This window comes from Acinetobacter sp. ACNIH1 (assembly GCF_002934695.1).
GTDB classification, from domain to species: Bacteria; Pseudomonadota; Gammaproteobacteria; order Pseudomonadales; family Moraxellaceae; genus Acinetobacter; species Acinetobacter variabilis.
Window position 1 is genome coordinate 1,343,618 of sequence record NZ_CP026420.1, and the last position, 26,889, is coordinate 1,370,506.

General features: G+C 39.0%; 25 protein-coding genes and 2 pseudogenes. 16 read left to right on the forward strand and 11 right to left on the reverse strand.

Annotated features, from left to right (window positions below):
• Positions 1-190: 190 nt before the first annotated feature.
• The 5 genes from C3F22_RS06620 to cynS all read right to left on the reverse strand — a co-directional run bounded on the left by C3F22_RS06620 (position 191) and on the right by cynS (position 5,710).
• Entirely contained in the window at positions 191-1,750 is a 1,560-nt protein-coding gene (locus C3F22_RS06620) for a PepSY-associated TM helix domain-containing protein (RefSeq protein WP_104426130.1), read from the reverse strand.
• A gap of 3 nt (positions 1,751-1,753) precedes the next feature.
• A complete protein-coding gene (locus C3F22_RS06625; RefSeq protein WP_104426131.1) occupies positions 1,754-2,032 on the reverse strand; it encodes a hypothetical protein in 279 nt (92 codons plus the stop codon).
• A 45-nt stretch (positions 2,033-2,077) separates the two neighbouring features.
• Complete coding sequence (locus C3F22_RS06630; protein ID WP_104426132.1) at positions 2,078-2,689, reverse strand: DUF4198 domain-containing protein; 612 nt, start codon at positions 2,687-2,689, stop codon at positions 2,078-2,080.
• Positions 2,690-2,761: 72 nt separating this feature from the next.
• Entirely contained in the window at positions 2,762-4,918 is a 2,157-nt protein-coding gene (locus C3F22_RS06635; protein WP_104426133.1) for a TonB-dependent siderophore receptor, read from the reverse strand.
• Positions 4,919-5,260: 342 nt separating this feature from the next.
• Positions 5,261-5,710 carry a cyanase gene (cynS, locus tag C3F22_RS06640; RefSeq protein ID WP_004785763.1) on the reverse strand — a complete coding sequence of 150 codons (450 nt, stop codon included), beginning with the start codon at positions 5,708-5,710 and terminating at the stop codon, positions 5,261-5,263.
• 279 nt (positions 5,711-5,989) lie between these two features.
• Between cynS and C3F22_RS06645 the strand changes: the two genes are divergently transcribed.
• The 5 genes and pseudogenes from C3F22_RS06645 to C3F22_RS06665 all read left to right on the forward strand — a co-directional run.
• Entirely contained in the window at positions 5,990-6,799 is an 810-nt protein-coding gene (locus C3F22_RS06645; protein ID WP_104426134.1) for a formate/nitrite transporter family protein, read from the forward strand.
• 52 nt (positions 6,800-6,851) lie between these two features.
• Positions 6,852-8,576 (forward strand): bifunctional protein-serine/threonine kinase/phosphatase, encoded by a 1,725-nt coding sequence (locus C3F22_RS06650; RefSeq protein ID WP_104426135.1) that lies wholly within the window; start codon positions 6,852-6,854, stop codon positions 8,574-8,576.
• 174 nt (positions 8,577-8,750) lie between these two features.
• The gene (locus C3F22_RS06655; RefSeq protein ID WP_104426136.1) at positions 8,751-10,067 is read left to right on the forward strand and encodes a PQQ-dependent sugar dehydrogenase; all 1,317 of its coding nucleotides are present in this window, start codon (positions 8,751-8,753) and stop codon (positions 10,065-10,067) included.
• 447 nt (positions 10,068-10,514) lie between these two features.
• Entirely contained in the window at positions 10,515-11,207 is a 693-nt protein-coding gene (locus C3F22_RS06660; protein ID WP_104426137.1) for a metallophosphoesterase, read from the forward strand.
• Positions 11,208-11,396: 189 nt separating this feature from the next.
• A pseudogene (locus C3F22_RS06665) lies at positions 11,397-11,798 on the forward strand (flavin reductase); the annotation flags it as partial.
• A gap of 65 nt (positions 11,799-11,863) precedes the next feature.
• Here C3F22_RS06665 and C3F22_RS06670 read toward each other — a convergent pair.
• The 3 genes from C3F22_RS06670 to C3F22_RS06680 all read right to left on the reverse strand — a co-directional run bounded on the left by C3F22_RS06670 (position 11,864) and on the right by C3F22_RS06680 (position 13,588).
• A complete protein-coding gene (locus C3F22_RS06670; protein ID WP_104426138.1) occupies positions 11,864-12,562 on the reverse strand; it encodes a DUF1826 domain-containing protein in 699 nt (232 codons plus the stop codon).
• Positions 12,563-12,682: 120 nt separating this feature from the next.
• On the reverse strand, positions 12,683-13,147 hold the full coding sequence (locus C3F22_RS06675; RefSeq protein ID WP_104426139.1) for a DMT family transporter: 465 nt from the start codon (positions 13,145-13,147) through the stop codon (positions 12,683-12,685).
• Between the two features lie 12 nt (positions 13,148-13,159).
• Positions 13,160-13,588 (reverse strand): DMT family transporter, encoded by a 429-nt coding sequence (locus C3F22_RS06680; protein ID WP_004785781.1) that lies wholly within the window; start codon positions 13,586-13,588, stop codon positions 13,160-13,162.
• A 134-nt stretch (positions 13,589-13,722) separates the two neighbouring features.
• Between C3F22_RS06680 and C3F22_RS06685 the strand changes: the two genes are divergently transcribed.
• The 4 genes from C3F22_RS06685 (at position 13,723) to C3F22_RS06700 (ending at position 15,531) form a co-directional block, all read left to right on the forward strand.
• Positions 13,723-14,058 carry a LysR family transcriptional regulator gene (locus C3F22_RS06685; RefSeq protein WP_228203576.1) on the forward strand — a complete coding sequence of 112 codons (336 nt, stop codon included), beginning with the start codon at positions 13,723-13,725 and terminating at the stop codon, positions 14,056-14,058.
• 69 nt (positions 14,059-14,127) lie between these two features.
• Entirely contained in the window at positions 14,128-14,376 is a 249-nt protein-coding gene (locus tag C3F22_RS06690) for a transposase (RefSeq protein ID WP_248115011.1), read from the forward strand.
• A gap of 44 nt (positions 14,377-14,420) precedes the next feature.
• The gene (locus C3F22_RS06695) at positions 14,421-14,909 is read left to right on the forward strand and encodes a transposase (RefSeq protein ID WP_158651686.1); all 489 of its coding nucleotides are present in this window, start codon (positions 14,421-14,423) and stop codon (positions 14,907-14,909) included.
• Positions 14,910-14,925: 16 nt separating this feature from the next.
• Positions 14,926-15,531 (forward strand): substrate binding domain-containing protein, encoded by a 606-nt coding sequence (locus tag C3F22_RS06700; protein ID WP_265735212.1) that lies wholly within the window; start codon positions 14,926-14,928, stop codon positions 15,529-15,531.
• A gap of 362 nt (positions 15,532-15,893) precedes the next feature.
• Here C3F22_RS06700 and C3F22_RS06705 read toward each other — a convergent pair whose 3' ends face one another.
• Positions 15,894-16,688, reverse strand: a complete 795-nt coding sequence (locus tag C3F22_RS06705; RefSeq protein WP_104426140.1) for an IclR family transcriptional regulator — start codon at positions 16,686-16,688, stop codon at positions 15,894-15,896.
• A 423-nt stretch (positions 16,689-17,111) separates the two neighbouring features.
• Between C3F22_RS06705 and C3F22_RS06710 the strand changes: the two genes are divergently transcribed.
• From C3F22_RS06710 to C3F22_RS06730, 5 genes are all read left to right on the forward strand, one after another.
• Positions 17,112-19,187, forward strand: a complete 2,076-nt coding sequence (locus tag C3F22_RS06710; RefSeq protein ID WP_104426141.1) for an FUSC family protein — start codon at positions 17,112-17,114, stop codon at positions 19,185-19,187.
• Between the two features lie 3 nt (positions 19,188-19,190).
• Positions 19,191-19,391: a DUF1656 domain-containing protein gene (locus C3F22_RS06715; RefSeq protein ID WP_005235637.1), complete on the forward strand. Its 201-nt coding sequence runs from the start codon at positions 19,191-19,193 to the stop codon at positions 19,389-19,391.
• 34 nt (positions 19,392-19,425) lie between these two features.
• A complete protein-coding gene (locus C3F22_RS06720) occupies positions 19,426-20,433 on the forward strand; it encodes an HlyD family secretion protein (RefSeq protein WP_004785789.1) in 1,008 nt (335 codons plus the stop codon).
• Between the two features lie 200 nt (positions 20,434-20,633).
• A complete protein-coding gene (locus tag C3F22_RS06725; RefSeq protein ID WP_004729973.1) occupies positions 20,634-21,497 on the forward strand; it encodes an IS982 family transposase in 864 nt (287 codons plus the stop codon).
• A gap of 136 nt (positions 21,498-21,633) precedes the next feature.
• A complete protein-coding gene (locus C3F22_RS06730; protein ID WP_104426142.1) occupies positions 21,634-22,077 on the forward strand; it encodes a BLUF domain-containing protein in 444 nt (147 codons plus the stop codon).
• Between the two features lie 203 nt (positions 22,078-22,280).
• Here the strand turns inward: C3F22_RS06730 and C3F22_RS06735 are convergent, their stop codons facing one another.
• Entirely contained in the window at positions 22,281-22,571 is a 291-nt protein-coding gene (locus C3F22_RS06735; RefSeq protein WP_004785797.1) for a hypothetical protein, read from the reverse strand.
• A gap of 309 nt (positions 22,572-22,880) precedes the next feature.
• Here C3F22_RS06735 and C3F22_RS18520 point away from each other — a divergent pair.
• Positions 22,881-22,967: pseudogene (locus C3F22_RS18520) on the forward strand (tautomerase family protein); the annotation flags it as partial.
• Between the two features lie 267 nt (positions 22,968-23,234).
• The gene (locus tag C3F22_RS06750) at positions 23,235-24,560 is read left to right on the forward strand and encodes an ISNCY family transposase (RefSeq protein ID WP_104426143.1); all 1,326 of its coding nucleotides are present in this window, start codon (positions 23,235-23,237) and stop codon (positions 24,558-24,560) included.
• Positions 24,561-24,733: 173 nt separating this feature from the next.
• Here C3F22_RS06750 and C3F22_RS06755 read toward each other — a convergent pair whose 3' ends face one another.
• Positions 24,734-26,869 (reverse strand): TonB-dependent receptor family protein, encoded by a 2,136-nt coding sequence (locus tag C3F22_RS06755; RefSeq protein ID WP_004785809.1) that lies wholly within the window; start codon positions 26,867-26,869, stop codon positions 24,734-24,736.
• Between the last annotated feature and the right edge of the window lie 20 nt (positions 26,870-26,889).

Here is a 26,889-nt window from a genome sequence, read left to right on the forward strand (position 1 = left end):
CTATTACTGAATTGAGTTCGTAAAAGGGACAATACCAATAGTAAAAGACTGCCTGAGATCAATTTAACGATGACCGGATAACTCACAAGAAAAGAATATCGAGATTGTCTGGTTTTTAAAATCTGTTTTTCACTCACTGCATAAAAACCAAAACAGGCCATCCAGATCAGTCCTACTATTGCCATCCATATCATGAAGAAGACTCCTGCTGTGCAGTTTTAAGCTTGGCCTGAATTTTATGAACAGCTTTTTGCTGGATAGGTGTAATTTTCTGATGTAGGAAGTAAGCGAGAAGTGCCAATATCCAAAGCATCAGATCGATACGCAAAAACAGCCAATAGTTTGCAAAAGAATCCAGATAATGCTGAGACCATAAATAATATAGGTCGATGAATGGAAGCATAAAAGCGGCACAGATGAGAATTTTAAGCTGCGTTTTCCATAAATGCTGTTGTGGCGTTAAACAGGCCAAGATAAAACTACTCAGCCAAATACCAAAGAAGATATAGATTTCATAATTTGTTGTGCCTACAGGAATGTGAACTAAACGGTTTGCATAAAGATAAGCCAGCATGGCAATAGGTAAACCAATTATCATGGTGATATTCAGACGATTCACCAGATAATATCCAAAGTGAAAACGATCCGATTTTTTCTGCATCTGCCGTTTCAGGCTCCAGAGCAATAATCCGGAAGCGATCATGGCACAGCCTAATATGCCTGAGAAAAATAGGGCTAAACGTAAAACAGGTTCAGCAAAACGTGCCATGTGCAAACCATATACTCCGGCATTCAGGGTAGCAATTGCACTGTCATTACGAGTGTTTTCAAGCAATTTGCCCGTCGTCGCATTTAATACGAGTTGTGCCTGATTGCGGGTAATAGAATGATCTTTCAATTCGGTTAAGGTAATCTTTGCCAGCTGGGTATTCGGCTGCTTCACGGTAATATTGTCAAATTCTGATTTCCCCCAGTGCTGCTGCGCCGTAGTGATAAAATGTTGAATCGGTAACATCTCCGTTTTAATGGGCACAGCAGAGGGAGCAAGCACATTTTTGGTTCGGATTTCTTCAAAATATTGAAATGGATTTTCTGGATATAGCTGCTTCATGCCAGAAGGCAAAACAATATAAAAGAAAATAGCCAGTCCAGTAAAAGTCATAGTTAAAAAGAACGGTAGCGCAATGACGGAACTGACATTATGAAAATCCAGATAGGAACGTTGTCCTTTAAAAGCTCTCAGAGTAAAGAAGTCGGTCAGAATTTTTTTATGAGTAATGATTCCTGAAATCAGGGTCATCAACATGATGAATGCAGCAATGGTGACAATCAGACGGCCAATGGTATAAGGTACGCCATATAGCTGAAAATGAAAGTTATAGAAAAAATCTCCGCCCTGTGTAGCCGAAAGCGTTAATTCCTTACCTGTCATAGCATCCAAGGTTTTAAGTTGATAAGCACCCTCTGCAGTTTGCCAATAAATTTTATTAACCGGTAAATCCTGATTCGCTACCCCGATATACCAGTTCTGTGCATCAGGTGCATGTTGCTGTAAATAGCTATAAGCAGTTTTTAAAGCAATTTCCTGGTTAACCTGCATCGTGGCAAATTGTGGCTGCATCCACATTGTAATTTCATGGCGATAATAAGTGACCGCACCTGTTAAAAAGATCGCGAAGAGGAGCCAGCCAAAACTTAAACCTAGCCATGAATGTAGCCATGCCATAGATTGACGGACAGATTTATGCATGGTTTAACCTATGAAGCGGGAAATGACAAATAAAACAATGAGAGGAATCAAGCTATAGACTGAAAGTGTTTTAAGACTTTGGATACAGAAGATTCCAATCACAAAACAGACATAAAAAATGAGGGCAATAAAGGCAGCCAGATAAACCGATTCAGCTTTAGGTAAACTCGCCTGTAAAAAATAGGCCAGATCGAGAGCAATCAGATAACTACATAAATAACCAATACCAAAGCTCATGCTTAATCGATACAGGATAGCAAGTGGCTGAAGGGTAGAAATCATGGAAAGGCCTTTATATGAATCTGTATAAATAAATATTGAGGCAACTTAATGCACGAAGCTTAAAGTAGTGACCAGGTACTGTTTCTTATACACTTGCTGATTCAATTTTCCTGTCTTGTCTACTTCTTGACTCACCTCTAGTACATATTGACCCTTCCATGGCGTAGCAATATTAATTTGGCCATGCTTGTTGGTCGTATAGTTTTTAAGCCAGTGCTGTGGGGAATAGACAGTCACTTTGACATCCGCAGCGGGTTTACCCTGATACAGTACCGTAAATGTATTGCTGTTGATCTGGGTTGGGACAATATCCAGTTCGGACTCTGCTTTCAAGTTTTGTCTGCCGGATTTCGCGTGATAGCTGAGTAAGGATTCCCCATAGATCAGTTCATGATGGAGCTCTACATCTGCTTGATCTTTTGTAGAGTAGACCAGATGATCCTGGTGTAGTTGGGGACTAAATTGTTTTTTAGTCTGAATCGCTTTTGCTTGGCTGAATGACTTTAAGGCACCTTCTTGAGTCTCTTTGAGCTGTTCACTATATTCACCAAAGAATGCATGTGTTTTTGCATCTGAAGCACGTTCTAGCCAAAGCATATGGGCCTGAGTAGAAAGGGTCATTGACAGTCCAATTGTCAAAGTAATGATTTTTTTCATGAATTCTGCCTGATGATTGTTTGCATATAAGAAAATGAGCTCCGAATATTCTTTCAAAGCTCAAGCGAAAAATTAATATTTGAATTTTACGGCCACACTGTAATTTGCCGGTGCACCATAGAAGCCTTGCTGATTCGGGAAATTAAATAAGTATTTTTCATTGGTCAGATTATTCCCGTTGGCCTGCAAAGTAATGTGATCATTGAGTTCATAACTGGCCATCAGATTCACAAGCGCATAGGCATCCTGTTCAATGACTCCAGCTTTCTGGGTAATCACTCCATTGGTGGTTGCTTCAGGCACATCCAGATAGGTTTGATCCTGCCACTGCACACCAAGGCCCAGTTTCAGTTTTGGAAGTTGTGGCACCTGATAGGTAGTTAAAAGATTAAAAGACTGGGTTGGATTGAAGGTACGCGCATCACCGCCATTGATCAGATCTTTCAGGCTAAACTGGGTATAACCAAAGCTTAAGTTAAAATGGTCGGTCAGTTGTCCCGCCAAGCCAAACTCGTAGCCTTGGGAACGCAGGTCACTGACCTGAGTTGTGCGTAAAGTCGGGATACCATCAGAATCACGAAGCGGATAATTACTTTGCTCCGTTCTGAACACAGCCATGCTGGCGGTAAGCTTGTCATCTAGCCAAGAACCTTTGACTCCGACTTCATAGCTTTCACCTTCGATCGGTTTGTTAATGCTGCCATCATCTGCTTTGGTGGTTTGCGGACGGAAAATCGAGGTATAACTCAGATAGCCTGTATATTCAGGGCTAAAATTATAGGTCAGACCGGCATAGGGTAAAACTTTATCTTCATCATAAACAGTATCTTTTCCATAACTACTGCCACTGCTTTCAGCCTGAACGTAGTTCACACCTAAAAGCAGTTTCAGATCATCATTCAGATGCAGTCGGGTCGCAGCATAAAGGCTCTGGTTCTTCTGCCGGATATGCATTTCACCACTGGTTTTCGACATATCCCGGCTTGGTTCTTCGGGTGTAAAGCTGGCTAAATCTGTGGTCAGCGGATTGACAAAGCTGCCAGCATAACCCAATTCATCCAGACGATTTTTGGCCCAGACATAGCCCAATGAGGCTTCATGGCGTTGTCCCCAAAGCGGATAGGTGCCGCTAAAACTCAGGCTGGCTTGTTGTTCTTTATTGTCATCAATATACCTGCCTGGATATAAGAAAATACCTGAAGTACCGTCAGCACCAGGTTTACCGGACAGGAATAAAAGTTTTGAATCCCGGTCAGTCCGTTTTTCCTCATAACTCAGTTTAGCTTTCCAATCAGCACCAAGTTGTTGTTCGATCTCGGCAAAATAGTTTTTAATATTACTGTCCCAGTAGGCCCAGTCCGGACTGTAATTATAATTTCTTGAATAGCTTAACTGTTCACCTTCTGTACTGATTAAAGGATTGGAACCCCAATTGACACCATTTGGATTATGATTCGTTTCGGTATAACCAGCAGTTATTAAGGTCGAATCAGTCAGGTCAGCCTCAACAACTGCACCAATGCCATTTTTTTCGAGTTCATAGTGATCCAGATAACTATCACCTGTCTGCTGATAGCCAAATACTCGGCCTCTGATTTTTCCATCCTGTGTCAGGGGAGAGGAAACATCTGCTTCATAACGTTGGGTATTCCATGAACCATAACTGGTATTAAACGCGGCTTGAAGCTCCTGAGTAGGGCGTTTTCGAATCATATTAATGGTAGCGCCCGGATCGCCAATACCATTATTTAAGGCATTTGCACCTTTAACGATCTCAATACGGTCAAATAAAAAGCTGTCTGGATTGTCATTATTGTAGTTATAGCCTTCAAGCGGAATCCCAACGCCGTCTACCAATACGTTTGAGATTTCAAAACCACGTGATAGATAGGAAGTTCGTTCGGTCTCCTGGTTACTTACAGTGATCCCCGGTGAGTTACGGAGTACATCACGGGTATTATCCAGTGCAAAGTCATCTAATTGTTGACGCGTCACTACATTCACTGTTTGTGGCGTTTCCTTAAGAGGAATATTTAGTTTAGAAGCTGTTGCAGAATTTTGAATAATATAGCTTTTAGTCTGTTCAGAGCTTTCTGTTGTTTGTGCTGCATCAGTGACTATCGTGATGGTAGGAAGCTGCTGACTATTTTCTGCAAAACTTTGCTGGGTCATCAAAATAGCAAAACTGAGCAAAGATAGCTTGAAAGTTGGATGATTGGTATAAAACATTTTAATGAATGTAAATGATAATAATTATCGCTAATGTTATTGATTAGATATTTTTAAATCAATCTAAATACAATAGGAAATTTAAATTAAAAATTACTCATTGATAGGGGAATACTTTGCAGTTAAAGCAGATTAAAAGAAGGGATTAAGATTTTGCTTAAAATAAAAACGATTCATTTTAGTAAAATAATATTTAAATTATTGATCTCATATTAATTTTAAATTTATAAAGTATTTGCTAAATGTTTTTCATGTATAGAATGCGATTAATGCTCAAATATAAAAAGAAAAATGAAATAAAGAAAAGCCATCACATTGATGGCTTTTTATAAATGGAATTGATCAATAAGTTTTATAAGGCAAGAACTTGCCAGACAATACGACATTGACGCGGTCGCCATTCGGATTTTCTTCGCGTTGAATATCCATACTAAAATCAATCGCGCTCATAATACCGTCACCGAATTCTTCATGAATCAGTTCTTTAATGGTAGAACCATATACATTCACCACTTCATACCAACGATAAATTAAAGGATCGGTCGGTACGCTGGTTGGCAGGGAACCTTTATATGGCACGATCTGTAGCCATGCAACGGCTTCATCACTTAAGCCAAAAATCTGACCAATCTTTTCTGCCTGCTCTTTATTAAACGCCATCTGACCTAAACATGCAGCGGTTACCCATTCTTTAGAAAGACCAATCTCTTTGGCAACATCTGACCACTTAATTGACTTTAAAACTTTCGCTGAAATGATCATGTCAGTTACTTGTTGACGATGGGTAATCATAATCCTCTCCAAATTATTCTCAAATGAATGTATGCAGAACGGATGATGCAGATATCATGCCAACAGCATTCTAGAGTTCATGCTAAATAGAAAATGAATATTTAAGCGATTGTTATTATTTATGGCACAGCTTTTGCTTCTGTTTCGATATACATGGCAACGACGCCATTCATCATTACCTGTTCTAATATTCAAGGCAACGGCGCCTAAGGTCTTCAGTGATCTTAGGCGTCTTTTTTTCGAAAAACAGGTCCGTATATTGAAAAAGAGGACGACAACATGGCATATCTTGCTCCTGCGGAGTTTGCAAAAAAAGTAGTAGATGCGGGTGAATCCAAGCTTCATATGGCAACCCGTGATGTTCTGATTCGTGCCTTTATGGCAGGTGCAATTTTGGCCTTGGCAGCCGTATTTGCAATTACGATTGCAGTGCAAACTGGTGTGCCACTGATTGGCGCATTACTGTTTCCTGTTGGCTTCTGCATGTTGTATTTATTGGGCTATGACTTGCTGACTGGGGTATTTGTATTGACACCGCTGGCATGGCTGGATAAACGTCCTGGCGTTACCTGGGCACGCATTTTAAAAAACTGGGGGCTGGTATTTTTAGGTAACTTTACTGGGTGTTTAGTCGTTGCAGTCCTGATGGCTGCGGTTTATACCATGGGCTTTGCAACTGATCCGAATCCAGTTGGTGAAAAAATTTCTCATATCGGTGAAGACCGGACCTTGGGTTATGCGGCTTATGGTTTCTCAGGTTGGATGACTATTTTTATTCGCGGCATGCTGTGTAACTGGATGGTGTCTTTAGGTGTGATTGGCGCAATGATGTCAACTACGGTGAGTGGCAAGTTCATCGCAATGTGGATGCCAGTGATGCTGTTCTTTGCCATGGGCTTTGAACATTCAGTGGTAAACATGTTCCTGTTCCCATTTGCCATGATGATGGGTGGTGACTTCTCGATTGCAGATTATTTCCTGTGGAATGAATTACCGGTTGCTTTAGGTAATCTGGTCGGTGGTTTAGCCTTAACAGGTCTGGCACTTTACACCACACATGTACGTACTGGCGCGAAAAAAGAATTCTAATAATGAATCATTTTTAAAGGGATCAATATGATCCCTTTTTTGAGTTTTCAATATGAAAAAAACATTAAAAGTCGCTATTGGACAATATTCTACGGCTGGTATTAAAGATCAGAATCAGGATTTTTATGGCATCTTTTTACCAGAAGGTCATGTACTGAAGCAAAAAGGTATAGCTTGTGCGATTGCCGACGGGATCGGTAGTAGCAATGTCAGTCACATTGCCGCAGAAACAGCCGTTAGCAGTTTTCTCTCTGATTATTATTCGACTTCGGATGCCTGGAGCACTCAGACTTCAGCAGCACGGGTGATTCGTGCCACTAATTCATGGTTATATGCACAAACTCAACAAAGTCAGGGACGTTTCGATAAAGATCGGGGCTATGTCTGCACCTTATCCGCACTTATTTTAAAGCAGCATCAGGCGCATATTCTTCACGTCGGTGATAGTCGTATTTATCGAATCCGAGATGGTGAAATTGAATTATTAACCCATGATCATCGCGTCTGTCTGTCTTCGACAGAATATTATCTCAGTCGTGCCTTAGGCGTGGATTATCGTATTGAAATTGATTATCAAAGCCTTGAACTAAAAGAAAAAGATGTCTTTCTACTCATGACTGATGGGGTTTATGAGTTTGTTACAGACCAACAATTATTAGATTTCACCTTAGCAGCAGATCACTTAAATCAGCTTGCCAAATTCCTGGTTGAACAGGCTTTAAAACAGGGCAGTGATGATAATTTAAGTCTTCAAGTGCTCCGTATTGAGCAGTTGCCTGAACCAGATCAGTTTTATATGCCCCAGGATTATGTCTTTCCACCCCAGCTCAGCAAAGGTGAAGCATTTGAAGGCTATGCCATTGACAAAATCCTGCACCAAAATCACCGCAGTTGCCTGTATTTGGCACACGATCATGATCGGCAACCGCTAGTGATTAAAACTCTGGCAGTAGATTTACAACAAGATGAACAGGCTGTTGAACAGTTTCAACTTGAAGACTGGGTTTCAAAGCGTCTTAAGCACGAAAATCTGCTGCAATGTTATACGCATCAATCAGAGAAAAAATATTTATTCCAGAGTTATGAATATTTGCAGGGAGAAACCTTAGATCGCTGGCTGCATCAACAGAAAAAGCCTTTGCAGATGGAAGATATTCTCCCTATTTTGCAGCAAACAGCATTGGCCTTAAGTACAATGCACCGACTGGAAATGTTGCATCAAGATGTACGTCCTGAAAATATCATGGTCTTAAACGTTGATAATACACTTAAAGTCAAACTGATTGATTATGGTTCAACTGCTGTACGAGGTTTAGTCGAAATTAATCCTAAACATGTGAATCGGCCACTTGGTACCTTAGCATTTATGGCACCTGAATATTTCATTGAACATTCACCATCCGTGCAGTCTGATCAATTTTCTTTGGCGGCAATGGCTTATTATTTACTGACTAAACAGCTTCCTTATGGTACAGATTTGGCTCGTTGTAATACGCTGAAGCAGCTGAAGAAAGTTCAATATCATTCCATTCAAAAATATCGGCCAGATTTACCATTTTGGTTAGACCAGATTCTAAAAAAGGCTCTGAGTATCGAGCCAATGTATCGTTATGAGGCATTGACTGAATTGATCCATGATCTGGAACACCCATCCAAGGAATTATTAAAATCCAAGGCCCCTACCATTATTGAACGTGATCCTTTACGTTTCTGGCAAATCAGTTGTGCTGTATTAGGGCTTTTACTTTTATTAAGTATTGCATGGCCATTTATTTAAAGGTTGGAGTGAATATAAGTAAAAAATTAGACCGTGTTCTATGCTTTGGACAGCTTGCCTCACTAGTATAGTTATGGCAATCAATCCACAACCAGAAACTACAAGAACTATATCATTACAACTTCAACCACCTTTTAAAATGGGAAAGATAAAAACAAAAAGCAAGGAACTACCATGACGGCTCAATTTCTCCTATCAGCCTTAAGTACCGTAATGATATTGGCATTTACCGGCTGTACAGTTTCATCCAAAACACCTGCAACAGATAGTTATGGCTCCCAGCCGTCTTTACCTGAACCAAAATCAAGACTGTTTCCGGTCGTCAACATTGCCCCTGCAAAAGGTTGGCCTGAAGGTGTCATGCCGACACCAGCACCAGGTTTAAAAGTGCAAGCATTCGCACAAGGCCTTCAACACCCGCGCTGGTTATATGTATTGCCGAATGGAGATGTACTCGTAGCTGAAACTGATGCTCCACCTAAGCCTGAAGACAGTAAAGGGATTAAAGGTAAAATCATGAAAATGGTGATGAGAAGAGCAGGATCATCCTATCCAAGCGCCAACCGTATTAGCCTGCTGCGTGACAGTAATCAAGACGGCATTGCTGACCAGAAAACGGTATTTCTGCAAAATTTAAACTCGCCGTTTGGAATGACCTTAGTGGGTAATATGCTTTATGTCGCAAATACAGATGCTTTAGTGCGATTCTCTTATCAGCCAGGTATGACCCAGATCAAAGAAAAAGGAACTAATGTATTAGACTTGCCCGCAGGCCCTTTAAATCATCACTGGACGAAAAATGTTATTGCCAATCCTGCAGGCACGAAGCTCTACATTACGGTAGGCTCCAATAGTAATGTGGCTGAAAATGGCATAGCTCAGGAAGAAGGACGCGCCCTGATCATGGAATTGGAACTTTCTACAGGTCAAGCCCGGCCGTTTGCTACAGGCCTGCGTAATCCCAATGGCATGGACTGGCAGCCTCAGAGTGGAGCCTTATGGACTGTAGTGAATGAGCGCGATGAGCTGGGTAATAATCTGGTTCCTGATTATATGACTTCGGTTAAAGATGGTGCTTTTTATGGCTGGCCTTATAGTTATTATGGCCAGCATGTAGATACACGAGTAAAACCACAAAAGCCTGAACTGGTCGCACAGGCAATTAAGCCAGATTATGCATTGGGGAATCATACTGCCTCTTTGGGACTAACATTTTATAAAGCCAATTTAATGCCTCAATATCGTGATGGAGCACTTATTGGCCAGCATGGTTCCTGGAACAGGAAACCTCATAGCGGTTATAAAGTTATTTTTGTGCCATTTCAAAATGGTCAGCCTTCTGGGCAGCCTCAAGATATTCTGACCGGATTTTTAAGCAAAAATGGAGATGCATTTGGCCGACCTGTGGGTGTGGCTACAGATGCCCAAGGCGCAATATTAGTTGCTGATGATGTAGGGAACGTGATTTGGCGAGTATCACCGAATCAATAAATAATTAGATACTAATAAAATAAAAGCCTTATAGTCTCTCCCAAAACTATAAGGCTTAGCGGCTGTAGTCTCTACTTTTATCACTTACCATCCCAGTAAGTTCGCTGTCTTTCGACTTTATTATCGTTGTAATGCGATTATTATCAGCTTTCCTTGCTGACTCTTTATGTGAAACATAATGTCAAAAATTGAGGAATCAGGATATAGAGTATTTACTCCAATCTATGTAAGCTAAAACTTACAAAAAATAATATATTTATACAAAAGTTAACATTATGTGAATATTCTTATATTTTACAAAGGCTTTTGAAGATAAAAATCAGTCAATAGTACTGTATAAATAACTACTTTCCAGTTATAAACAGCATTAAAATTAAAAGATATGATTTAAAAATCATCTTTTGCTTCAGGTTTGGCAGCTAGGGTTCCAGGTTATAGAAGATATTTATGAACACTTTAACTAAGCTAATTGATGGATCTGATTTCTCTGCCATATATGTGGTCGGGGATCTGCATGGTTGTTACAGCTTGCTCATGCAAGAACTGGAGAAAGTCCATTTTAATTTTGAGAAAGATCTACTGATTTGTACCGGAGATCTGGTCGATCGTGGTAATGAAAATCTAGAATGTGTTTCATTGGTTAGTCAACCCTGGTTTTATTGCGTTCGCGGTAATCATGAGGAAATGTGTATTAAGGGCCGTGACGATGCATGGATTCAAGATATACATGCACAGAATGGCGGTGAGTGGTTCTATCTTTTATCTACCGAAAAACAGGATGAACTCAGTGAAATTTTTTCGGCACTTCCTTTGGCCATTGAACTAAACCTAAAACATAAAAAGATTGGCATTTTGCACGCAGATATTGCGCTAAATGACTGGAATGTATTTAAAAAGAAAATTGCAAAAGGTGAAAGTAGAATTCCAGGCTTAACTTCAGCATATACCAATGCACTTTGGGGTAGAGGGAGAATTCGCAATCATTCTTATCGCTATGGAACCGTTAAAAATATCGATGAGATCTATCTGGGTCATACGATTGTAAAAGAATATATCCAAATTGATAATTGCTACTATATCGATGTCGGTTCTTCTTATACGCAGAAGTTGTGTGTTGTTAAAATAAAAGATGCAAACTAGGTACTATTGCTAAGAACCAGCTGTAAAAATATATCAATAACTTCTGCCTTTAAAATTAACTTGATAGCTTATTTTTACAAAAGTCGATCTACATTAATGTTTGAATGAGAAACTGTATTTTGTCCTATTTAATTTTAAGTAAGTATTCATACAAATAATTCGGCTATAGTGAATTTATCTCATCTTTGTTTTACGGCATCTGCGGTATGCAGCGTGACCGATACGCCACCGACATTGCTGGTCTGTATGAATCAGTCATCTCGATCACATGTGCATTTTATTGAGAACAAAATTTTGTCAGTGAACGTCTTAGGTCCACAGCACGAACAGATTTCCAATGCATTCGCATCCAGCAAATTCAGTTCTGAACGAAGATTTCAATTAGGTTCTTGGACACCGCTAAAAACAGGTTCACCTGTATTAGACGATGCATTAGTGAGTTTTGACTGTGAAATCGAGAATATCTAACAAGTGGGGACACATAGTATCTTTATGTGTCGAGTGGTTGCGATTCAACGGAGCGAACAGGATCAGAGCCTGGTGTATTTTAATCGTACTTACCATTCGGTTGGACAATTAGAATTTGCTTGAATATAAATGAAAAAAATGACAATAAGATAATGTGGATTTTCTCATTTTTAAGATTTGTATCGAATTTAACAAATCAAAAGCAATCGGTATTCACCCTCATTTTCGACTGGAGCCCGATGTACACAAGGTAGGGCTCTTTGGGCTGGATGATCGACTGCCAAACGCCAAAGATGTGCCTGACCTAAATTTACAGGTTTTGCATTAGGCTTAGGTTGATAATGCAGATCAAAGAAATATTCTTCCAGAAAATCTTCAAATCCGGCTTCTGGGCCATCATATAATTCTTTCAGCTTTGCCCTGATTTCTGGAATCAGAATCTTTTGTTCCACCTGATCATTGGGCAAGATATCGCTTGCAGCGCCATGATAGGTACATAAGAAAGTATCTGTTTCAATCGGTGAGCGGTCAACATGGAATGAATAGACATCTGTAGTAATGAAATCAAGCTCATCATCCCGTTCATAGCATTTAAGCAGATTGAGTGAAGGGGAAGCGCCGTAGTCAGTCAGTCGCTGTATATCTTCTAAGACAATCTTTCTTGCCAGATGACCGCTTTCTGACAGCTGGAGTGTCATCAGATCATCAATTGAAACTTCAGTTATATTTTCCTGTAAATGAAACTTACTCACGATCTCGGCAAAATCACCCGCTAAATTTCTAGACCAGCAAATCGCATTCATCTCCCCCTCAAAATCCGAATTAACGAGTTCAGAAAATTTTGAAACTACAAGAATTTGTTTATTGCCTGAAAATTGATTATGCATGCTTAAGTGAAGTGACTTATGAACTATGCCTAATATTACCCTTAGATTCCTCACAATAACTTTATGACCGCATAAAAAAAGAGATTTTAAAACCTAAAATCTCTTTCCTTTCATAGCATCTTAATTTTCAGCTTGTGCTTTGGCTGCAATATTACTTTTATAGATAAAAAATAGTGCAACGGCTAATAGTGCAATTGCTGCTAGTCTGGAACCATCTAAATGAATCACCGGATTATTCAACCATCCGAAATGGTCGATGAGCAGACTCATTAATAACTGTCCACTAATGACGGCGACAGTGGTGGCAGCAGTGCCCAGTCTAGGCATGGAAAATACAATCGTGAGCATATAGGCTACGCCAAAAAATGCACCTGTTAATTGCCATCTTGGGGCTGTGAATAAATTCAATGCATGGTTTGGTTCAAGAAAGAAAGCAATTAGAAAACTGACTAAAGCACCTAAAACAAAGGTCAGCCAAGAACTTTCTAATACACCTACTTTAGCACCTAGACGACCATTAATTGAAGATTGAGCACATAAAACTGCTCCGCCAAAAATAACGACTAATAACATTATATAAATCATGGAGAAGCTTCCTTATTGAATAAGCCATAATGCAGCTAAAATAGCCACCAGCGCGCCAATACGATATTTATCTACAGCCCGTTTATGACTACCTAACAAACCCCAGTGATCAATAATAAGACTGGTCGCAACCTGGCCAAAAAGGATGCCCACCATGGTAAGGCCAACGCCAATATGAGGTGTTGCTATAGTTAAAGCTACTACATATATAGGGCCTAATATGCCACCAGTCAGTTGCCACCGTGGCTGCTTGAACATGAGAGAAAGTTTTGGACGGCTAAAGATCAGTCCGAAGGTTAAGAGCAGTGAGCCGATCGCGAAAATTCCCAAGGTTGCCCAGAAATGGCCAATTTCTTCACCGAGTGGACCCAGTAAACCCGCTTCAACAGATAACCCCATACCTGCAAGAACGACTAATGGGAAAATCCACAACTGTTTCATATATGCTTTCCAAAGGAAGAAAGCACCGAATTATATTCTCTTATCTAAAAGCTACAATTCCGTAATTTTTCAAAACATAATTGCTATTATGACAATAATAAAATGATTAAATTAAATTCAGGGATAGATCAGGTATGCAACTCAATGCATTACGCTATTTTGTGATGGTAGCAACCACAGGCAGTTTTTCAGCCACCGCAAAGCATTTTCAGGTTCCATCTTCCTCAGTATCTCGTTTTATTTCCAAACTTGAACAGGAAATTGGACAGCAACTTTTTTATCGTAATACACGCTCTGTCCGGCTGACTGACATAGGAGAAAAGTACTTTGTGCAAATTAAGGAAGTGCTTGATACGCTAGATCTGGCCAATGAAGAAATTTCTGGTAAAAACGCGATCAGAGGGTTGATTCGTATCAATACGGCGGTGGCACTGGGGAGACTACATATAGCCAAATACTTAAAAATATAGAACAATAGAAACATGGGATATTCAAAAGATTTTAAAGACAAAGTCATAGAAATTATGACTAGAGATAAAATGTCTGTGCGAAAAGCAGCACAGCATTTTAACGTCTGTATACAGACGATTCAGAATTGGAAAAAGTCCACTGTAACTAAACCTATTCCTGGTCGCCCAGCTAAAATTAGCAAAGAGCAAATATTGAATGATGTTGAACAATATCCCGATGATTACATCAGTGAACGGGCAGAACGTTTTGGTGTCAGTACACATGCAGTATTTAATGCGCTACATGCTGCAGGAATATCGCGTAAAAAAAGACGTTAAAGCACCCTAAAGCAGATCAAAATCAACGTCGGCAATTTCAGAACTTGATTGAATGTTTAGAACAACAATTACCACTGGTTTATATCGATGAAAGTGGTTTTCAAAGCGAAAGTACGAGATCGCATAGTTATAGCTATAAAGGAGCGCGAGCTGAAGCTGAATTTAACTGGCAGTTAAAAAATTGTAGCAATGCGATTGGCGCATTAATCGAAAATAGATTGCTTACAGTTGGAGTATTTGATTGTTCAGTGAATACCGAGGTATTTGAATGCTGGATTGAACAGGATTTATTGCCAAAGCTGAAAAAAACCAGTGTATTGATTATGGATAATGCCACCTTTCACAAAGGAACAAGGCTTCAGGAGTTGATACGTTGTGCAGGCCATTACATTGTGTGGCTTCCTAAATATAGCCCGGACTTAAATCCTATAGAAAAAATGTGGTCACGAGTAAAAATGATTCGCAATAAATTTAGAGTTAAAGATATTGATAAATTGTTTAAAGATTACTGTAATGATTTATTTAGTATTTAGCTATATATCACGCATAGTGAATAAACTGCATGATAGCTTTCCAGATCTTTCAGTCGAGCTGATCTTGACGGATACTTTTATTGATCCTGTACAAGAAGGCGTAGACATTGCCATACGGATTGGCTCATTACAGGATTCAGCATTAATTGCACGCAAGGTCTGTGATCAAAAATATGTACTGTGTGCAAGCCCTGCATATCTTGAAAAACATGGAACTCCACATTCCCCATACGAGATTCAGAATCATCAGTGTCTGGTGTATAAGGGCGTTTCCGGAAGCCAACGTTGGTATTTCCGTCAGCAAGAGCATGACACTCCGCTTTTAATTGAGCCACAAGGGCCTTTAAGAAGTAATAATGCAGAAGTCCTGGTAGATGCGGCATTGGAAGGACGGGGGATTGTATTATTTCCAACCTGGATTTTTATGGAAGACTATTTCAAAACACATAAACTGGTTCAACTCCTTCCTGACTGGATCAGTACAGTGGAACCTTATTCTATAGGGATTCATCTGGTTTCTCCTGAAAACAGAATTCGTTCGCAAAAGGTTAGAACTGTGCTTGATTTTATTTTAAAAGAAATTGGAGATCCGCCGTACTGGGATAATATTCTTAAGCTATAAAGATTTTATGATTCAATTATAGGAAGCTTAATGGGCTTCTTAGTTATCTCGTTTTTGATCAAGAAGGATTCTAAAGCAGAGCTAAAATTAAAAGCATAAAATGGATGAATTTATACGATTTCAAATTCCTAACTTTAGATTTTATCTACACATCGCAATTGTAAAATTCTTAACTTTCCTTAAATGTATCCGCATTATTGTTATAAATCCAAAATTAAAATAAAAAAGCCTATCTCATTCGAAATAGGCTTTTTTACCTCTGAGGAATCTTCTCGCCATTTAATTCAGTAAGAATGCTATGACTTAAAGACTAATAATCATATTATGAGAATATGAATAGTTTTTCAAACATAATTTAAATTTTATTTGGTTAAATTATTACGAATGTCACTTGTGCTTGCAGGATGGTGGAGGAACTTATTTTCAATAATCTGTCCTTTCTCCTGAAGAATTTGTACTAATTTGTCCAGATTTACGAAATCAAATCTATTTTTTGAAGCTAATAAAGTAAGCGCTAAAGGTGGTTCTTTAAGAGAGAATTTAACTGGTACAGACAAACCGGCAACTTGAGGATCAAGTTCACCACTAGAATAATAATAACCCTGTTTTTTAATATTTCTCATTTGTTCCAGAAAAGCGGCTTCATTCTGCACAAATCCCACTTCTTCAAATGCATCTGCATAACGTTGATAATAATCAAGCAAAGCTTGCTTCGGTAAATGTGCCATGATGACTTTTGACGATGAGCCTACATAGACAGGACGTGGACAACCGCGTCCGAATGAAAGCAGATGTGCATTTTTAAAGACTTCGTCATGTAAGTCGATACAAGAATCATAATTGAGATGAGTCAATATACAAGAGAACTCAGTCCGTTCGACGATTTCCTGCATAAAGGGAATGCTGATCTGTACCAAAGGATCAGTTTTTCTTGAAATATAATCCAGAACAGCAATTTTTGAACCCAAGGTGTAGTCACCGGATGTGCCACTGATTCGCTGTAAAAGTTCAGCCGATACCAATTCTTTTAAATAGCGATAACTGGTAGGTTTGGAGAGGTTTAATTCTTCACTGATGATATCTACATTAATCACTGAACGTGATAATGAAAATAGATCGAGAACCCTAAGAATTTTTCCAAAACTTGCTTGCGCCATAAAAAACCTGAAATGCTGACCATTGAAAAAGATGATGACTCACTTTAGCTTAAAAGAGGGTAGTAGAGGCAATTATTTATCTTAAATTCTCGAATCATGAGGATATAGGAAGAAAAGAAATAAATATTCAGCATAATGGCCTATGCAATGATAAAAAATCATACTTATTCTCATATAGAGATATTTTTATTGACAATAAAGCGCTTATTTGAAAAAATTAATTACGTAAATATCCAATGATGAATAATTAAGCAAAGTGTTCTCTTTTGCTTTTTATATTTTCATCAGACAGTTTCAGTTTAATCAGCTGAATATTCTAATTTTATAGCCTTTCAACAAGTAAAAATTTTGTCACTGAGTTCTTTGGGCTTGGTGGGCAGGTTATTTGCTTTAGAAAATAAAATAAGCTTTTAGAGAGAAACCATGCTGCTTATAAAATCTTTACTCGCATTTCGTCCAAATAAAATGGACTGGATTTTTGCGACTAAAACGTTTGTGGCTGGTATTTTGGCGCTCTACATTGCGTTGAGTTTGGATCTTGCTTATCCGATTTGGGCTATTGGCACAGTTTTCGTTATTGCCAATCCTTATACGGGTATGACCGCTTCAAAAAGTATCTATCGTGTACTAGGTACTTTATTAGGCGCAATTGTGGCAGTTGCAGTTACTCCTTGGCTAATCAATACACCGTGGTTGTTTACGCTGTTTTTATCCTGCTGGGTTGGCCTCTGCTTATATTTCTCTCTGCTTGATCGTACACCGCGCAGTTATATACTGATGCTGGCTGGATATACGACTGTCATTATCTGCTTCAATATAATTTACTTTATTGATACTGCTTCATTATTTGATATGGCAGTAGGACGCTTTCTGGAAATTACAATTGGCGTCGTTTGCAGCGCGATTGTGACAATGACGATATTTCCAATGCATATTGGCCCCGCAGTGAAAAGTCGTGTCAGTAAAACCTTAGTGGATACTCAGCAGATTTTTAATAAAATTCTATTAGAACCACGTCAAGACCAGAACTATACAAAAGCTTTAAGCCAATTGGCTGCAGATATTGCAGATATTCATGTCATGGCTGTGCATTTAAGCTATGAAAAGTCGGCTCTACAGGGAATGACCAAACCACTGCAGGAAATGCTGAACCAGATCACAATGCTGGTGAGTAATTTGGTGGCAATGTCAGAACGCTTGCAACAGTTAGACTTCATTGATACAGGATATCGCCAGTCATTAGCAGATTTACATTCCAAAATTAATACATATCTAACTGATGAACATACATTAAAAGAGTCTGAATTGAATCAGCTTCCTGCTGATTTTGAAACAGATTTCCTGAAAATTTTTGAACATTCAAAAGATGATCAAATTGTAATATTGAAAAGCTTGAAAATGGATATTCGTCATTTCATTCAGAATATCCATGCAATTAAGTTGATCTGGCAGCGAATCCAACAAGGGGATACTTCACTGCCTGAAATGATTGTTCCACTTACTACGAACTATCCAACTCTGCATCGTGATCATGGTGTAGCAGTGCGGGGTGGGGTTTCTGCATGCCTCACTGTTTTTATTGCTACTGCCTTTTGGATCCTAAGCGGCTGGAAAGCTGGATTTATGCTAGCTGAAATGGCTGCAATTAGTGCATGTATATTAACGGCGCTGGATAATCCGGTGCCTGCATTAAAGCTGTTTATTCGTAGTAGCTTATATGCTTCGATCGTGATCTTCATATATGCCTATGGAATTTTTCCAAATATTATAGAGTTCTGGCAGTTAGCACTTGTACTTGCACCATTCTGCATATATTGCCTGATGCTTTTTTTGCATCCACCCTTGGTTGGAATTGGTTTGCCTTTGTTGATGGGTACGATCATGGGGCTGAATTTTCATAACCGTTATACCCTAGATCAAATTTCTTTCTTCGATGCAGCGATTGGTACAGTGATTGGGCCAATCATCGCTGTATTTATTATCCATATGATCCGTGCAATGTCTCCAGATATAACCGTACAGCGCATTTTGGCCATTCATAACCGAGCCATTCGTCAGGCACTGCATATTCCTTATGGGGTACGGTTCCGTATTCATTTACGTACGATGATTGACCGCATCGGGGTATTAAATACTAAAACAGTAGAATCTGAAGATCTAAAAAATAAAATCAATCAAGCACTCATTGAATCCAGCGCCGTCGTGGATCTGGCACGGTTACAAGAACTCATACTCAAGTTACCTGAACAGCAGCCTTTGACCCAGCAACTCGAAGATCTTCAAATACAGCTGGATGAATATTTTCGTGCCAAAGAAATTGGACAAAATTATGATGCTGCCTTCACACAGTTAATTAACAAAATACAGGCTTTGGAAGCAGATCTCATCATGCAGGAACATACAGATGTTGTAGAACGGCTGCATATTTCACTCAACAATATTCGTAGCAGCTTATGTCATATCAAGACACCGCCAAGATATGCAGGCGCAGGAGATTAATACATGGGAGAGCTGAATATCTATGGTGTGTATGTGCCGATTTTATTGATTCAAGCTGTGATTGCCTATGTACTGCTCAGAATCTTGATGAAGTGGCTAGACAGACTAGTCGCAAATGACTGGATCATCATGCCGAATATTTTCTACTTATGCACTTACGTACTTTTGCTGGGCGCCGTCCATTGGGCAGGCTTATTACTATGAGGTCTGATATTAAAATGATTGAGGAAAACCGTATATGACATCTGTCAATTTACGCAAATATTTGCGACCTGTACTTTTGACGGTAGTGGCTGTTCTCGCCATTTTAGTGATTCGACATATCTGGAATTATTATAATTCTGAGCCATGGACGAGGGACGGGCGTGTACGTGGTGATGTAATTCAGGTGTCATCAGATATTTCAGGCCTGGTCACAGAAGTCCTGGTGCAGGATAACCAGACCATCAAGAAAGGGCAGCCTTTATTTAAAATTGATGTTGAACGTCAAGAACTGGATGTTCAAGAAGCTCGTGCGGATCTTGCGAAAGCAAAAGCAGGTCTAGCGCAAGCTGAGGCTGAACTGGTGAATGCTAAAGCCAATGTCGTGAAATCCCAAGCAAATATTCATCTGGCAGACAAGAATGCAAGTCGTTATTCAAGCTTAATGGATGGTGCTATTTCAAAACAAGAACAGGATCAAATTTTTGCTGCACGAGATGAATCACATGCCGAGCATGAGCAGTCTTTAGCTGCAATCGAACAGGCCAAAGCGAATATCGAACAGCAAAAAGCATTAATACAAGTCGCCGAGAATAACCTCAATCTCGCGCAACTTAATTTACATCGTTCAGAAGTTGTTGCCCCGGCAAATGGGACATTATCAAATTTTGAATTAAAAGAAGGGAACTATGTCAAAGTTGGCCAAGCAGTTGCCGCATTACTAGATCGCAAGCAGCTCTATGTAGTGGGTTATTTTGAAGAAACCAAACTGGATAAAATTTACGTGGGAGCACCAGCTACAATTCAGCTGATGGGTGATTCGCAAAAACTTAAGGGCCATGTGCAAGGTATTGCCTCGGGGATTGAAGATCGTGAGCGTACTGCTGGTTCAGGACTTTTAGCGAATGTGAATCCAACTTTTAGCTGGGTGCGTTTAGCCCAACGTGTCCCTGTTAAGATTATTCTGGATGAGTTACCAAAGAATGAACTTGCCTTCGTTGCAGGGCGAACAGCAACAGTACATATAGAAAAGCAAGAAAAATAAACTGACCTGTAATTCAATAACACAAGGTTCTTTACGAAAAGAGAACCTTGTCATGAATCCTGATTTAAAAGATCAAATAGCTATATAAAAACAGTAATAATAAGAAACCTGAGTTCGACATAAAAAATAAATAAAAAAAAGCCTTAGCATCTGTAATATCTTGGTTACGAAGACAAAACATTTCAGAGCAAGGCTTTTTCATGGACTATATTACCGAATTATTTTGTATCTTGGATGATTTCTGCAAAAAGTTTAATGAATCTTTAGAGAAAGCTCTAATTTCTGATCAAAAAACAACAATGAAAAAGTCAGCTTTAAGCTTGTCTGAAGTCATGACCATTGTCATTTTATTTCATAAATCCGGGTTTAGATTTTTCAAATATTTTTATTGTCATATGATCATCCCATTTTGGAAATCAGCTTTTCCCAAGCTTCTTAGTTACAATCGTTTTATTGAAATTATGCCGCGTTGTTTGCAAGCTTTGAGTAGTTTCTTCCATCAAGTTAAAGGAGAAGATACCGGAATTTGTATTATTGATTCGACTAAATTGGTCGTTTGCCATAATCTTAGAATTAAAAGACATCGTGTATTTAAAGGCTTAGCTGGTCGTGGTAAAAGTAGCACAGGTTGGTTTTATGGATTTAAAGTCCATATTGTTATCAACAACTTGGGTGAAATTATTAATCTCAAGATTACATCGGGAAGTGTTCATGATGTTGCTGTACTTGAATCTTTAACCCAAGAGTTAAAAGGTATTTTACTGGGCGATAAAGGCTATCTGAGTAAAGCAAAAACTGAAGCTTTAGCAGCAAGGGGGCTCAGACTATTAACCCCGTCACGCAAGAATATGAAAAATAAACCCATCCAAACTGAAGAAGAAAAACAATTGCTTTGCAGAAGAGGATTGATCGAAACAGTGAATGATCAGTTAAAAAACTTACATCAAATTGACCATTCACGTCATCGTTCGGTGAATAACTTTATGGTGAATATTATGGCTGCTATAGTGGCTTATTGCTTAAATCCAAATAAGCCAACTTTCCAAAACTTGCTAAAAAGCTAAAATATTTCATCGAACTCAGGTTAAGAAGTATGTAATTTGACCATTAAATTTCCTTGTCATTACATTTTTATTGACCATTCGTTCAAATTTTTATATTTTCGTATGGATCTTTTTTAAGCAGGAGGAAATTTTTATTATGAATGATGTAAGGCTTTTATATGTAAGTAAGTTCAAAGATGAGAGATACTCTACTTCTGAACTTTATAATATTTTAACAGAAGCCTTAGAATTTAATGAGTTACACAAAATTTATGGCGCACTCTATTTTGGTAATAATTATTTTGTCCAGTGTCTGGAAGGTACTGAAGAAGATGTAAAAGACCTTTTCTACAATCGAATAGTCAAAGATCCACGCCATAAGAACTGTGAAATTCTCTCTTATGAAATAATCGACTCATATCTTTTCTCCAGTTGGCACATGAAGTATGCCAATGTCCATAATGATCTCATTGAGTTCTTTATCAAGAATCATCATGATGGATTTAATCCTTATCTCCTGGAACCAGACACTATTCCTGCTTTTATAGAATTACTCAGACAGCACGAAGATGATTTATACAAAGCTCAGGTGATGGCTTAGTCAGATTAAGATGTAACATGTGATATGTTAATTTAAAGAAATTGCTATATTACATGTTATATTTATAATTTTAAGTTTTTGAAATTTATAAAATAATTAAATTTTCAGTTTAAAAAAATAGAGATGGTTAACCACCTCTATTTCTAATGGATTTAAAATTCCGAGACAACTTAAATAAATTTCAGCACTTCAAGTCTCAGTATTTAAAATATTTCCTGATTACATATTTCTATTCTTGAAATAAAATCGAGAGGCATAGTTAGTCTTTCAGCAGTTATTGTTTCAAAATGAACCCAGATAGCTGCGTCTCTATTCTCAAAACTAATACTTACAAGCTTAACCAAGTCATAAGGTTCAACATTGTGAGTCAAGATAATATTATAAAAGTGATCTGAGCGTACGTAAGAGATAAGCATTTGATGAATAGCTACTTGTTCATCGCTACTTAGCTCACTATATTTACTTAGTTCAGGTAAATCATGTTGTCTGTTCACTTTAGTCCTTATCAATCTTCAAGTTTTTTATAGAGGACCAGAATTTTAACAATTTAGACAGGGCAGCATTTAGTTGTTTTGTATAAATAATTGAACTTTTTATGAATGATGCTGAACAACAATGCCAGCCAGATTAAAGCCCACACTATAATTAAAACTGTAACTATAAGAGCGTAGAAAACAATGTCTCAAATAAAAATTTATGCTTTAAATGAAACAATCGAAGTATATAGCTTTGAATAAAGCTATCCATCAAGCTTTAATCAAAGAGCTAAGTTATCTCGAGGAAAATATTTTTCAACGATTTATACCTTATTTGAAACTCCTAAAGAAAACTGGGGTATTCGAGGGAAAATTGCGGATGAGCTTCATCTAGGTTATGAGATAAATATTTAATTGATTTATATAAAGAAAACCTTAAGACTAATCTCAATATCTACGTTTAACACGACTAGATGAAAAAGAGATATTAACTAATTGGTGAGTGCTGCATACAGAAATAGGCTATATGCATAATATTTTATTTAACATAATATACATTATACGAAATGAGTTTTGTAAGTCCAAAGTAGAAATGTCCGGTTTCTCCAAAGTAAAAATGTCCGCTTTTAGAATATGCACTTTTGCAATTTCCTTAGCGGACGGTTTGATATGTTGGTGTCTATGTCGGATAAAGAACTTAAACGATTGTCGGTCTTGCAGGAAATCTGTGATCAACGCATAACCCAGTCCCAAGCTGCTCAGCTACTTCATATTTCAGAGCGTCAGATCAGGCGTTTATTGCAAAAATACAAAGCTCAAGGCCCAGCTGCATTAGCCCATGCCGGTCGTGGTCAAATCAGCAATTCCAGGCTTTCTGAAGAGCTCAGACTCAAGTGCCTCAATCTGGTCGCTGAACAATTCCATGGTTTCGGACTCACTTTAGCGCATGAAAAGCTCACCACCGTTCATGGCTTTGATATTTCAGTGGAAACACTGCGTTCCTGGATGATTGCAGCCGATTTATGGATTCCTCGCGCCAAGCGTCTGAAACGCCCATATCAGCCTCGTTATAACCGGGACTGTTATGGTGAACTGATCCAAATCGATGGCTCACACCATGACTGGTTTGAAGGTCGAGCCCCTAAATGCTGTCTGCTGGTATTTATCGATGATGCCACAGGCAAATTACAGCATTTACGCTTCTGTGAGTCGGAATCAACCTTTGACTATATGATTTCAACACGTTTGTATGTTGAGCAGCATGGTAAGCCTTTAGCCTTCTACAGCGATAAACATTCAGTCTTCAGGGTGAATCAAAGCAGTAAGAAAGACACCAAGATTACCCAGTTTGGGCGCGTACTCAGCACCCTGAATATCGATATTATCTTCGCTAATTCACCACAGGCCAAAGGCCGTGTAGAACGAGCCAATAGAACGCTTCAGGACCGTCTGATCAAAGAAATGCGTCTGGAAGGCATCAGTTCGATTGCCGAAGCCAATGCCTGGCTACCCTGCTTCATTGAGCAGTTCAATCAGAAGTTTGCCAAGATGGCCTTTAATCCCAAGGATCTACACCGGACTGTCACTGAAACAGCCGAAGAATTAGATGATATTTTTACCTGGCGTGAACCCCGCAGGGTCACGAATAGCCTGACGATCACTTATGATAAATGCGTATATCTCCTGGAAAACACGGAAGAAAACCAAAGATTGATTGGCAAGTATCTTGAGTTTCTGGAATACCCGGATAGTACAGTCGCGATTGAATATCAGGGAAGAAAAATCAATTACAGCATCTTCGATAAATTAAGTCAGCTCAACCAGCGAGAGATTGTTGAAAATAAGCGTTTGGGTTCTGTATTAGCCCATATTCAACAGCAGCATGAAGAACTAGAACAACAAAATAAACGCAATCGTTCTCAAAAGATGCCAAGCAGACGTGCACAGAAAACAGTAATCAAAGAACGAAATCTGAATCCTGTGCTTGACTTGGAAATGTCTGTATAGGACATTTCTATTTGGTTTTAAGGTAGGACATTTCTACTTAGGAATAACAGAATTATATATTAGCTTTAAATAGAGATGTCCGCCTTAGATTTGCACTTATTGCTTATCTTGGCGGACACTCATATGTGAATATTAATCTTGAATAGATGGATAAAGCTTAAGTCAGATTTAAATTAAAACTCTTTTGTCACGCTTAAACCAGCACTCCAGTTACGACCTTCTGCTGGTTCAAAATAACGGCCTATTGGTTTGGTCATATCATTCACAATAACTGAGCCTGAATAGTTTTTATCAAATAAGTTATCTATACGTGTAAAAGTATTAAAAGCCCAATCATTCACTGTCCAGCTATATCCTATATTAGCCCCAGCAACGGTATAACTTGGTGCATATTGTGAGTTAATGTCGTTAACATAAATTCGGTCTGAATAACGCACATCTATACCGGCACTTAAACCATTTTCAGGTTTCCAGCCTAGACTGACAAAAGCCTGACTTTTAGCAATCCCGGGAATATAGTTTCCTGCGGCAACTCTAGATACTGCAACTTTTCCTTCATCATCAAGAAGCTCTGGAATATCTGCATCAAATGTTGCATCAATATAGCTATAGCTGGCTTGAGCTGTTAGATCACGCCAAAGATCTTTATTCCAAGATAGCTCTAATCCTTTTCTTAGAGTTTTATCTGCATTACGAAACGTTGAGCGCCCGCCATCACTTCCCGCAGAAACAATGTCATTTTTGGTTTGAGTCTGAAATGCTGCTAAGGTCATATCACCAAAGCGATTCGCAGATTTTAATCCTAGCTCATAAGTTTCACTTTCAGCCGCTTTTAAGCTTAGTACATCGTTGCTACCATCAGCCGGATAAGCCATTTCGGTAAATGTTGGTGTTTCAAAACCTTGTGCATAGCTTGCATAAGTCATTAAATCAGGAAAAATTTTCCAACTTAATGCAACTGAAGGCAGTAATTTCTCATAAGTCGTTTTACCTGAATTATCGCCATTGCTTAGGTATCGATCTTCAGATTTAAAATGCACATTGCTATAACGCAAACCAGCATCTAGCGTCCAATCTGGCGCAAAGTTATAAGATGCTTGAATATAAGGATCTGCATTCCAAAGCGTATTGTCTTCATTACGACGGAGTTCACCTTTAACGCCTAAAGTATTACCGACAAAGTTTTGATAGCCTTTACGGTCTTCGGTCATACCATCTACAGCCACACCAGCAATCAATTTAGTGTTTTGTAAAATATCTGTTCCGGTCCAGCGAAGATCTGCTCCATAAAACTGACGGTCAAAATCAATGACACCACCCGCATGATTTGGACCACCTTGTGCTGTACTTGGAATAGATTGATATTGAGTGACTTCACGCTGTCCCCAATATGCCATACCGTACAATTCATGCTGATCATTGACCGGCTTGTTCCAGGTCAGTCCTGTCTGGAATTGCTCAATTTCTTTACGTGCATTATATAGCAACACATTCGCTGCGACCTGTTTAGGATTTTCTCGCCATTGATCTCGAGTTAAACCACCTGGATCATCTGCTGCAATTTTGACATAGTTATTGACCCAGTTAATTTTAGAGCCATCGTCCAGATCCCAAGTCAGCTTGGCATTGTTCAGTACTTTATGTGCACCACTATGATCACGGAAACCATCCGTATCAAAATAAGATGAACTGATGATATAGCTTGGTTCAGAAACATTTTCTGAACCACCTTGTAGTACCAGATTAGTTTGGCCTTTATTCTGACTGCCACCCGAATATCCCAAAGTGATTGAATCCGGTCCCTGCCCTTCACGGCTTTGTGTCAGGATGGTTCCGCCAGAAGAATTACCATATAGCGAGGAAAATGGACCACTCAGCACTTCAATATGATCCAGACTATTCAGGTCAATATTCGAGGTTTGCCCCTGCCCATCCGGCATGGTGGCTGGAATACCATCTACATATAAACGTACTCCTCGCACACCGAAAGTCGAACGTGCACCGAAGCCCCGCATTGATATCTGTAAATCCTGAGCATAATTTTCGCGGTTATTCAGCTGCAACCCTGGTACACCTTTTAAGGTTTCAGACAGATTTACATTCAGGCTATTCTGTTGTTCCTGATTCAGATAATAGGTAGATGCCGGTGTTTCCAGAATGGCACGATCTGTACGGGTTGCTTCAACCACAATGGGAGCTAGTCGCTGTACCTCTGTAACCGGTTCTTCCGCATAAATTCCTTGACTGATACAAGCAATCAGACAGGATAAAGTCGATTTCATCGGCAACCGCGTGGTATAAAGGTGCATAGCTAATATTCCTGATATCT